Source organism: Candidatus Eremiobacterota bacterium, assembly GCA_031082125.1.
Taxonomy (GTDB): domain Bacteria; phylum Vulcanimicrobiota; class CADAWZ01; order CADAWZ01; family Ess09-12; genus Ess09-12.
Genome location: JAVHLM010000018.1, coordinates 143,997 through 154,946 on the forward strand (window position 1 = coordinate 143,997; position 10,950 = coordinate 154,946).

Genomic DNA, 10,950 nt, shown 5'->3' on the forward strand with positions numbered 1-10,950 from the left:
TTATTCATTGCTGTCGATAAACCCCTTGTCAGAAGTATAGCAGGGGAGGTCATCCCTGCCCGTCACTTCGCGGTGGTGCGCCCCGGCGCACCATATCCTGCATGAGGGAGGGCTGCTCTTCGACGGGTGCAAGGAAGAATAGCCATAGGGCAGGTCCTCGAGGGGGCACCCCGGCATCCGGTGAATGTAAGCAGGCACGAGGACATTGAGTGAAGGGGGATAGAGTCCCGCGTTGTCAGTGGAATACATCTCGAGCGCCGTAGCGATCCTTTTTATGTTGAACTGGCAGGCGGAGTAATACTGCTTATCCCGGTATTTTTCAGCCATGAGCTCCTCGTCTGGCCTCCTCCCGGCATGCTGCGCCGAGGGCATATTGATGGGACCTCCCCGGGGCGTTGAAAGCTCCGTGGGTTCATAAGGCGCTGAAGGAAGCTCCCCGGCATCGGGACCGCCGGATTCTTCAGGGCTGGCCCGGGGCGAAGACATCGCTGCCGAAAGAGGGCCGACGACGGTGACTGATGGAGAGGGCTCCTGCTCTGCAAGGTGAGGCGCCGGGATTGCCGCCGGATTCTCCATGAGGCCTGTAACGGCATCGTACTGGGGGAAGTCCTCCGCCCCCGTTTCCCTCTCATGATATGCTCCCTCGCACCAGAGAGTATAGCAGCGGGGATTGCTGGAACTCATGTAACCATAAGTCATTGCTTTTGCCGCGGGGCATGCGGGAAGCTTTTTCATGTAACGGGGTGTAAGGTCCGTGAGGGACAGGGGATAGAATCCCCCGTTGTCCATTGAATAGAGCTCAAGGGCAGGGGCTATGCTTTTGAGGGCTGAGGAGCAGTCCTTCAATGGATCGGCATTCCGCCTCGGATGAACCGGGGTAAGAGGATATCTTGAATAGAAGTAGCCGACCGCCATGAGACTGATCAGGGAAGCGGCAAGAATATTATATCTTTTTAGTCTGAATGCCGTGAAGAGGCCAATGAAGGAAACTACCGATATTACTGCAGAGGTGAGGTAGGTCAGGCCCGCAAAAGTCATCGGTACCAGTTCAGCAATATGAGAGAGAAAGCCTGTCATCATATACAGGATAATGAATGCGATAAAGGCCGCCCAGAGGAACGGCAGGGGAGCAAGCCCCCGGAGAAAGTCCCTGAGAGCCTGAAATGAGAACAGAGGGGAGCCGGAAGGGGCACTGCCCTCCTTCTCGGCCTTTCTGAGGCCCTGGTGCACCTTTCTGAGGGCTTCTCCCAGGATCCTGACACTCTGGTACCTCTTCTCAGGCGCTTCGGCAAGGCATTTCGCCAGGACCATTGAGAGCTCCCGAGGCACCTGGGTGTTGAATATCCTGAGGGGCGGCACATGGAACTTGAACTGCGCCAGGTCCTGGCCGCACAGAAGGTGGTGAAAGGTGGCCCCCAGCGAGTAGATATCACTGCGCTGGTCGCTCTGGCTCCTGCCGTACTGCTCGGGAGGCGAAAAGCCCGGCGTCCCCAGGATATGGGTGTCCTTATTCCTGCCTGCCCTGAAAAAACGGGCAATGCCGAAATCTATCAGGATGACCCTGCCCCGCGAGGTGACCATGATGTTCGAAGGCTTGAGGTCCCTGAAAATAAGCGGATCGGGGCTCAGGGAGTGGAGATACTCAAGGATGTCGCAGACTTTGAGAGCCCACCCCACGACGACAGGGAGCGGCGGCATCCCTTCCTCCATGAGGGTCTCAAGGGTTTTCCCCTCTACGTATTCCATTATCAGGTAATGGCAGGTGTCATATGAGAAAGTGTCCACCACCTTGGGAACGCCCGTATGATTGAGCTTTCTCAGGATGGCAATCTCTTTTTCATAAAGGATGCGGGCCTCAGAGCGCTCTTCTTCGCTCAGGGCGCCTTCCCATATTTCCTTGATTGCCCACTGCGCCCCCGGCACTTCCATGTCATCGGCCCGGTAGACGATGCCATAGGCGCCATGGCCAATGACTCCCGTGATTCTGTAACGGCCCGCCAGAACATCGCCGGCCTTCAGCTCCCTGCTTCTCATAACATTTCAATTATACCACGGGCAGAACATGACGAAAAGACGGGAGAAGCCAATTTTTTATGAAGCCGGTAATTCACGGCTCATAATAGTTCAATGAGACTAGAGCGTAGGATCGATGTAATTATGAATGATTCTTGTTATAATTATGTGGCGGGAAAAAAGAGCTCCGCCTGAGAAGGACAGTGTCAGGCCAAGAAATGAAAATATCGCACCATCAACCAATCCTGGAGGAATCATGCAACACATTTCCGAAAAAAATTACCTCTCTCTGGTCCTTGCGCTTTCCCTGGCGCTTCTTGTCAGCGGGTGCGGGGGAAACGGGCCCACATCTCTTGACTCTGTAAATCCCGAGCTCTCATCGTCAAAGGTGGCTGATTCTGCCCCTCTGCCGACTTCCATGGCAAGGCCGCAGAACCTGGACCCTTCTGCAGCGCTTGAGCCCACCAGTGAAGCCGCTGCCACCAGAGCCCCCTCTGCGGCGAGGGCTGCCCTTCTTCCCAAGCCTCTCTCCGCGGTGAAAACCTGGGCCATCCAGCTTGACAATATCGAAGGAAGCGGTTCCGTCACCGCATTGGCTGATTCTGCTTACGATATCCTCGTACTTGAGCCTGTCTCGACTCTCAAGGGCTCGACCTTTGACACGAAATCCATGGTGAGCACCATAAAAGCCTCAGCAGCAAGCGGCGGAACAAACAGGAAGCTGGTCCTGGCATATATCGACATAGGACAGGCTGAATCATGGCGCGCCTACTGGACCTGGTCCACGGGCTACACGGGGAGCGGCCCTCTTCCCGCGGACTGGCCCTCCTTTATCGCAGGCCCCGGTGCCTCTGGATCGGCAGAGGCCTTCCCCGTGGCCTTCTGGGAGCCTCAATGGCAGGATATCATCATATACGGACAGAGAAGCCTCGTCAACGAAGCTCTCAACGACGGCTTTGACGGGGTATTTCTTGACTGCGTGGATTTCTACAAGGATCCCTCCGTGATTGAACTTGCAAAGACCGCCGGCAGGGACACAGCCCAGGAAATGGCTTCATTCATTGAAAAAATCAGGCTCCATGGGCAGGCGAAAACTCCAGGGTTTCTCATCATGCAGAACAATGCTGCCGACCTTGCACAGAAGTGCCCCGCCTCCATGCAGAATATTGACCTCATCAGCCAGGAGGCGGTGTGGTATACCGGGGCTTCAACGAGCAGATGGAATGATTCCAGCGGCTATGACAGGGCCGTACCGGCAGGCACGAGCCAGTCACTCATCACCCTGCTGAAGCCATACAGGAATGCCGGAAAGGTAGTCTGCGACCTTGAGTATGCAAAAAAATACGCGGGCAAAGCTTACCGCAATGGATCAGCCCAGGGCTACCTGACCTACTGCTCCAGGACGTCCCTTTCAAGGCTCACCACTACACCGCCTCCCGCGTACAACTCACCAGCACCCACGCCTTCACCGACTGTATCACCCTCTCCATCCCCTTCGCCGACGCCTGTCCCCACTGCATCACCATCACCTTCTCCAGCTCCGTCCCCTTCCCCGGTTCCCTCACCGGCAACGGGCCTCTCCCCCATCCCCCTGTCACAGGTAAAGAGCTGGGCTATTCAGCTTCAGAACACCGACACAAGCCAGGCAGCGGCGACCCTTGGCTCGTCGAGATATCACATGCTGATACTGGAAGGGAATAATACCATCAAGGGATCATCTTTCAACACCAGGGCCATGACAGATCAGCTCAAGGCCACCTATGCCGGCAGCGGTCCCTGGAGAAAGCTCCTCATCGCCTACACGAGCATCGGTGAAGCCGAGGATTACCGGAGCTACTGGACATGGGCCTCCACGTGGCCGTCTTTCATCATCACTGCAAACAGCCAGTGGGTGGGAAACTACCCCGTGGCCTTCTGGGACCCCGCATGGAAAAATATCGTCATCTACAATAATGACAGCCTTGTGAACCAGGCCATAAACGGCGGATTTGACGGGATATTCCTGGACGTGGTGGATGTCTTTCTTCTCCCCGAAGTGGCCGACAGGGCGGCGCTGGAAGGGAAAAACCCGGCACTGGAGATGGCGAACCTCCTCCAGGAGATCCGCGCTTACGCTCAGAGCAGGAAGCCCGGCTTCCTGATAATCCAGAACAACGCCCTCGAGCTTGGGATAATGCGCCCTGAATCAATAAGCTCCATCGACGCCATTCACCAGGAATCAATCTGGTACGAGGGAACAAAGCCGGGATGGAACGTGTCAGGCAGCGCCGACAGGGTCGTCAACTCCGCCTGGACTGCTGATTATCTCCAGAACCTGCCGGTTTACATGAGCGCCGGGAAGCCCGTGTTTGACCTGGAATACGCGAAGACCTATGCAGGAACCGCCTATGCCAGCTCGCTTGCCCGGGGCTTCATACCTTACTGCTCCCAGACCGCATTATCGCAGCTCACGACGACACCGCCTCCCAATTACTAGCACCCCTCCGGTCAAGGAAGGCGACGGCCGCTTTTTCCCGGTAAAAAAGTGGCTGTCGGTTTTTTGCAGGTTTCCGGGACAGCGTGAAGAAGTGAGAAGACAGATGGCACGATATAAGCCGTCGCTTTCCATCACTAAAAGCTGCATCAGAAGAACTGCAAAATGAACCATCAAGGAGGCACACCATGAAGCACGCGGCCGTAAAATCAGTTTTCCTTCTGCTCTTTACGCTGCTCCTTGCCGGGAGCGCCCTGGCAGGATCCGGCACCGTGCAGAACGGCGTCGTCAACCTGAGCATCAGCATCGAGGCCGGTGTCCCTTACGACGCCGCACTGATAGGCAAGATAAAGACGAAATTCACCGAGGGCTCCCAGTACCTTTACAACGCCACGCTCAAGCAGAACCGTTTCGGGAAGCTCATCATCATAGTCCCCGATGCCTGGCCCACCATCGAAGGCGCCGTGGCCCTCGGCGACCTGAAAAGGGAGAAGGCCGATGTGAAAGTGACTGAGGGGAAGGTTGCAAATGCCCGGGTAAGCGCCTTCGGCAGCGACACGGGCTGCATCAACCTCGGCACGACGAACCTTAACTCCAACACATGCAAATCCACCATCACCCACGAGTTCGGGCACTATGCCTACGGCCTCAGCGATGAATACTGCCTCTATGTCCCCCGGTGGGAAGGGGGCGAATGGGTCTGGTACCAGGTCTTCAAGGACGGCAACGGCAACTGGAACAAGTGCTCCAAGGACGTCACGTGGGAGGTGGACCCCGTTGAGGCCGCCATGGGCAGCGGCTACAGCTACCCTGTCTCGCCCTCGTCCCCTGAAACCAATCATGTGTCCATCATGTGGTTTCACCACGTCTCACCCGTCACCGATTTCTGCAGCGCTTCAAATCATAACGCGGCATGCAACCACGCTCAGAACTCAAAAAACAGCTTCAAGTCCTGCTGGGACGTGATGGCCTCCCAGACTGCCTTTTCCCTCAAGAAGCCCGGCGACACACCGATTGCCACCATCACCTATCAGGCTCCCGATTTCGAGATAAGGCAGAAGCCTGCGGACGCCACGGGCCAGAGAACAGTGAAAGAGAGAGACCTGGAGCTTCTCGCCGAGACTGACGAGGAAGCCTACAGCTATCCGCGGGTTCCTTACATTGTGGCTGAAATAGACAACCAGGGCGTGCCGATAAGGAGCGCCGTGGTGAAGGCCATCATCACCAGGCCCGACGGCAGCGAGACCAGCGTAACCCTGAGCGACAACGGCCTTCAGGGCGACAGCACGCCTGTTGACGGCGCCTATGAAGGATTCTTCATCGATTATAACGGCGACGGCGAATACAAGATCAGGATCACTGCCGACAACTCGAACCACACCGCCGTGGAGGGCTTCGGCTTCTCCGACCCCGACGAGTACGGCAGCATGAAAGAGGTACGACAGGCAAAGGGGAAAGCGGTGCCCTATGATTTCAGCCTCGTGGCCACGCTCCCTTCCATCAGGCTTACAGGCTATTCGGGGCAGGAAAAGATTCCCCCGGGAAAAATCACGATACTGCATTCCCTTATACTCACCGACGGCCAGGCGCAGCTCCAGTGGATCGCTCCGGGTGATGACCAGTACGAGGGCCAGGCCCATGCCTACGAGATCAGGTATTCCGCGGGCCCCATAAGCACTGACGCGGAATGGAATAATGCCACCGCGGTAAGCAATCCCCCCACTCCCCAGCCCTCAGGCTCCCAGGAAAGCTTCTCCTTCCCTCTGCAGCAGCAGGGCACTATCTACCTCGTGGTGAGGGCTCTTGATGAGAACGGGACACTCTCGGCCCTCTCCGACAACGTGCTCATTGACACCTCGAAGGCTGCTCCCTCCGCCGAAACAAATATGCCTTATCTGGGCGCTTCAGGCTCATCAGGAGGCGGGGGGTGCTTCATCGCAACAGCCGCCTATGGCTCATATCTGGATCCCCATGTAAATTCTCTCTGCGTGTTCCGCGACAGGCACCTTATGAGGAATGCCCTGGGAAGAAGCTTTGTAAGGTGCTACTATCAGCTTTCCCCGCCATTCGCCGCCGTCATATCGAGAAATGAAACTCTCAGAGCTGCCGCGCGCTGGCTCCTGACCCCCGTGGTCTTCGCCGTGGAAAGCCCTCTTGCGGCTCTTCTGGTATTCTCTCTCGGAAGCGTCATCATTGTGAGGGTCAGGAGGAGGAAAATAAAAGGCAGGAGGTAAGCGCTCTTGGCTCACAGGGAGGCCCTCAGACTCACCGCTCTGCTGATCATTGCGTGCAGCCTCCTTGGAGGGTGCGCCGGTGGTACTTCTTCCGGCGTCGATTCGCTCATTGCCCCGGCAGGCACGACGGCTCAACAGGACTCCCTGCCGGTCCCTGAAGGCTACCGCTCCAAGGCCTGGGGCACCGTTGCAGTGAAAAGCCTCGAGGTGAGGCTCGGGGGAAACGAGAGCTTCAGCGAGGCTTACCTCGTTCTCGTATCCCATACCGCCACCTGTGATGAGACGGGCCATCCTGTCAACGTGAGCTTTGAATTCAGTAATCCCGCGAAAGCCTTGAGAGGCGGCAGTGCGCCTCTCCGCCTCATCCCTGGCAGACCTGAACAGGGGGCTCGCTCAGGCTGCGAAGGCACTGCAGGACGAACTTACCTGGGCTTCCACGAGGCCGTCACAGGAACATATGCTGAAATGGCCGGGAAGTCTCTCTATCCCAGGATCCTCACCACTCAGGAGCTTATCGCGACAGGGAAAATTGACTCAGGCGGCGCACTGGTGATTGACAAGGCTGGCGATTCGAGGACCTTCACCATTTATAACCTTGTGACCAACGAGGTCAGGGAAAAGCCCTGCACCTGCCGGCACGTGGGCGAGCGCTGTTACGTCTATATGGACAATGACGATGCGAGCTGTTACAGCGACATGAAAAGCTATGCCTCCCAGGTTGCCGGCTATTTTGACAGCACCGTCTCTCCCCTGGTGCACCAGCATATAGGAACGGAGTGGAGCCCCGGGATTGACGGCGACCCGAGGGTGTACCTGGTGTTCTCACGGGACAAGGGAACGGCCAACATCTGCCCCTTTGATTATTACCCCCGCGCCGAGCTTTCAGTCAGCAATCAGTGCGAAGCTGTTTATTTCAACCCGGTGCTCTTCGACGCCACCAGGCCTGCCGAGGAGACCTTCAGCGACATGAAGCCCACGCTGGGCCATGAGTTTACCCATCTCGTGCGGTTCTCAATGAAGTTTCTGATTCCCCCGGGAGGCGCAGAAAAGTGGGCCGACTTCAGCGCAAGATATCCCCAGGACCGTGGTATTGATGAGGGAACGGCAATCTTTACCGAGAATATCCTGCTCCAGGGAGGCATTTCGTCAAACAGCACGAAGCTCTCGCCCGCGAGGGCCTCGCAGCTTGACGATTACCTGAGCGCCACGGAGCTTTATCCGCCTTTTTCATACAGCCTCTGCAACGCCAAGGATCCCGTGCCGCCGAAGTTCATGTACTATGCCCCGGGCATGACCATAACTGATTTTCTCTACGAAAAGGATGGCTTCGAGGCCATTGCCAGGCTGAACCAGAATGACGGGACCGTGGGGCTTTCAAGCTGCAGGGCGGCTTCATCAGCTTTTGACAGCCTTTACGACAGGCTTGCCCTCTCGTACGCCCTGTCTGGAGAAACAGCCGACCCCGCCTATACGATTCAGTCCTTCGACCTTTCGGGAAAGACGGACTACCAGGGCGTCAAGCTCCACAACGTGCGGAGCTTCATCACCAACTGCGGTGACTATGGAAAGGGCATTGACGTGGGGCTCTTAAGCTCACCTTCCCTCGTCCCGGCAATGAAGCTTTATGAATGGGCACCGGCATATGTGAGGTTCTTCAACGGAGGAGGCCAGCGACTCACCGTCACGATGAACATTCTTGATACGCAGCCTGCTGCGGGAAGTGAAATGAGAGGCTATTTCTTTTATACTCCAGAGCATAAGTAATTGCAGCATTACTATATAAATAACGATTGAAGAAGGAGGGGCTATGAAAAATTTTTGCATCCTGGCACTGGCCGCAGTGGCCGTCTTCTGCCTGGGAAGGCCCGTCTTCCCGCAGGCCCCGGCAGCCCTCTCCAGGGGCGACTTTGCCATAGGGTCGGTGGCGGCAGGCGACAGCTTCAGCAAAGCGGTGAAAGTCTTCGGGAAGCCCACGCTTGTGAAAACCACGAAAGACGAGATCTCAGGCTCGGAGGTGCACCATTACAGGACAGCATCCGGGGTGGAGTTCAGCGCCGCCGACTCCCCGGATGTACCCGACGGGAGAGCCATCTGGTCCATCACCGTGTCCGACGCGAAGTTCGCCACCCCGAGGGGGATCAAAGTGGGCGATGCAAAGAGTCTTGTCATCAATAAATACGGAAAGCCCCCTTCTCAGAGCGAGGTCAAGACGGAAGGGAAGACCCTCATTATGCTCGACTACAGCTCGATGAAATTCTACAGGGCCCTGGTGTTCTTTGTGAACAAATCACGCAATGCCGTGGAAAAGATCCAGGCCGCACTGATCATTGACTGAAACCCTGCCTGCCGCCTCTCAGCGAAACCTCCCGGTGTCATCCATGAAGGGCTTGCCTCCGTATATTTCCAGGCTCCGGTAAGGCCCCTTTTCGCTTAAATCGAGCTTTGTGAGGTCAATGCGCCGGAGGTTCTGGTTTTCATAGGTACGGTAATAGAACAGCCTCGCCGCCTGGTCATAAACCACAATCCATGGAGTGAACTGCACATTCCCCGTCTGGCCCACTATCCAGAGCTGGGGGCCGTAAGGAATGTCCACGGTGTTGATGAGGTGAAGGGCCAGGTTCACCGCCTCGTCGCCGTTCCTGGGCTTGTCGGCGAAGTATTTCAGCACGGCAATCCTGGCGAACCTGCTTGCCGAGGTATAATCGGCGGGGAGGCCCTTGAGCCCCGTTCCCAGGGACCACTGCTCATCCTTGAGGTCGGGGATGGGGACGTCAAAGGCCTTCATATTGGAGTAAAACCGGAGGTTCTCAAGGTGCCACCCCTGGTCTGGCTCGTTGGTCATCACGCCGATCGTGCTGTTCTCCCAGATTTTCAGCTTCCCGTCGATGAACTCCAGGACTATGGAGTTACCTTTTGCATCGGTCACGTAATGATGGAGAGGGGGGACAAGCTTAAGCTCCTTGCGGTATGCCGCCGATATGTTCTTTGATGCCAGGGCTGCCTTCACTTCGTCAACAGTGGAGAAGTTCCCCAGCACCCAGCCCACGATATCTATGATGTCGATGACTTCTGTTCCGGCCTTTGTTTCAGGATACCTTACATCGGCGAACCAGAGGGATCCCGCTGCGAGGCCTTTCTCGTTGAGGCCGTCTGAATAGCAGCGGAGGCCGAAGTGTGACACGGCAACGAAGCCGAACCTGTTCTTCCACTGGAGCGCCTTTGCATCGGCGGGAGCCGTCGAGGTGAATGAAGTGCCGCGGGGCACAACGTCAATGCGTGAATCGAGCATGGAATAAAACTCCTGCGTGCGGCCTGTCACAATGGCGCCGTCCTTGGCTTTTATAAAGAAGTAGGTGCATGCCTCTGCAGGCGGGATGGCCAGGAAAAGTGTAAACAATACAATGAAAAGGGAAAGCGGGAGCCGTCGTTTCATTTCAGACCTCCTTGGGATTTTTCTTTTCAGGGCTTGGTCCATGGTTCTATCCTGCTCCAGAGCTTTCCTTTTGTGGCTGAGTGACCCTCATGTTTCAAGCCCCTCTATTAAAGAGTATTGATAAGCCGGGGATTCACTGTTTGTGCACACAAGCCGGATCACCAGTTTCCTGCTCCCTTGCTCTTTCCCTGGCTTGTTCCCGCTTCTTCTTCCCCTGCATCTTTCTTACGGCTCTCGCTCGCTTGAGAGGCACGCTCCTCTCTTCCCAGGCAAGAATGGCCAGTGGTGCATTATCACTGCCTATTCAGCTTCACTCCATTTTCATAGACCAGGAAAGGATCGCCTTCAGAGAGATCTCCGAAGATGAAGGTGAGGCTGTGGGGAGCCTGGCCATTGAGGGTGAGGGTCCGCAGGCCGTGGAGGAGGTGGAGGTGGCAGGCCTCGCAGAGCACGATGAGGTTCCACTCGTCATCAGTGCCGCCCTGGGAGCGCCTGATTATGTGATGGACATGGAGACCCCGCCGGCATCGGCAGCCGGGGACCTGGCAGCGGAAACGGTCGCGCCGGAGGATTTTGTGGTGATGGGCAGCCTTGTTGAATTTCCCCTCTGTGGTGAGATAATCAGCAAGGAGTGCGGCAAGGAACTTTTCTTCAGGGAGTCCGAGGCTGTCGGAGCCTTCGGCGAGGGTAAGGTGGCTGAGAAAGATTCGGGCCGCCAGGTTCCAGACCTCAACAAGCTCCAGGGGAAGGAAGAACTTGATCGTCATAGTGCCTCTCCCCGCCGATGACGAGCCGCC

General features: G+C 56.6%; 7 protein-coding genes. 4 read left to right on the forward strand and 3 right to left on the reverse strand.

All coding sequences use genetic code 11. The features are described 5' to 3' along the window. Nucleotides 1-2,034 carry a serine/threonine-protein kinase gene (locus RDV48_19310; protein ID MDQ7824957.1) on the reverse strand — a complete coding sequence of 678 codons (2,034 nt, stop codon included), beginning with the start codon at nt 2,032-2,034 and terminating at the stop codon, nt 1-3. A gap of 235 nt (nt 2,035-2,269) precedes the next feature. On the opposite strand from RDV48_19310, the gene RDV48_19315 reads away from it, so the two are divergent. From RDV48_19315 to RDV48_19330, 4 genes are all read left to right on the forward strand, one after another. Then, nucleotides 2,270-4,489 carry an endo alpha-1,4 polygalactosaminidase gene (locus tag RDV48_19315; GenBank protein ID MDQ7824958.1) on the forward strand — a complete coding sequence of 740 codons (2,220 nt, stop codon included), beginning with the start codon at nt 2,270-2,272 and terminating at the stop codon, nt 4,487-4,489. A 185-nt stretch (nt 4,490-4,674) separates the two neighbouring features. Further along, nucleotides 4,675-6,720 carry a CFI-box-CTERM domain-containing protein gene (locus RDV48_19320; GenBank protein ID MDQ7824959.1) on the forward strand — a complete coding sequence of 682 codons (2,046 nt, stop codon included), beginning with the start codon at nt 4,675-4,677 and terminating at the stop codon, nt 6,718-6,720. Between the two features lie 6 nt (nt 6,721-6,726). Further along, nucleotides 6,727-8,484, forward strand: a complete 1,758-nt coding sequence (locus RDV48_19325; protein MDQ7824960.1) for a hypothetical protein — start codon at nt 6,727-6,729, stop codon at nt 8,482-8,484. Between the two features lie 43 nt (nt 8,485-8,527). Beyond that, nucleotides 8,528-9,055 carry a hypothetical protein gene (locus RDV48_19330; GenBank protein MDQ7824961.1) on the forward strand — a complete coding sequence of 176 codons (528 nt, stop codon included), beginning with the start codon at nt 8,528-8,530 and terminating at the stop codon, nt 9,053-9,055. An 18-nt stretch (nt 9,056-9,073) separates the two neighbouring features. Here the strand turns inward: RDV48_19330 and RDV48_19335 are convergent, their stop codons facing one another. Together RDV48_19335 and RDV48_19340 are read right to left on the reverse strand one after the other, a co-directional pair. After that, a complete protein-coding gene (locus tag RDV48_19335; protein MDQ7824962.1) occupies nt 9,074-10,153 on the reverse strand; it encodes a linear amide C-N hydrolase in 1,080 nt (359 codons plus the stop codon). 293 nt (nt 10,154-10,446) lie between these two features. After that, a partial coding sequence (locus RDV48_19340; protein MDQ7824963.1) for an HNH endonuclease occupies nt 10,447-10,950 on the reverse strand: 504 nt, incomplete at its 5' end.

Coding starts and splice junctions, on each gene's coding strand:
- RDV48_19310 (MDQ7824957.1), bottom strand. CDS start 2,034: ATGAGAAGCAGGGAGCTGAAGGCCGGCGATGTTCTGGCGGGCCGTTAC.
- RDV48_19315 (MDQ7824958.1), top strand. CDS start 2,270: ATGCAACACATTTCCGAAAAAAATTACCTCTCTCTGGTCCTTGCGCTT.
- RDV48_19320 (MDQ7824959.1), top strand. CDS start 4,675: ATGAAGCACGCGGCCGTAAAATCAGTTTTCCTTCTGCTCTTTACGCTG.
- RDV48_19330 (MDQ7824961.1), top strand. CDS start 8,528: ATGAAAAATTTTTGCATCCTGGCACTGGCCGCAGTGGCCGTCTTCTGC.
- RDV48_19335 (MDQ7824962.1), bottom strand. CDS start 10,153: ATGAAACGACGGCTCCCGCTTTCCCTTTTCATTGTATTGTTTACACTT.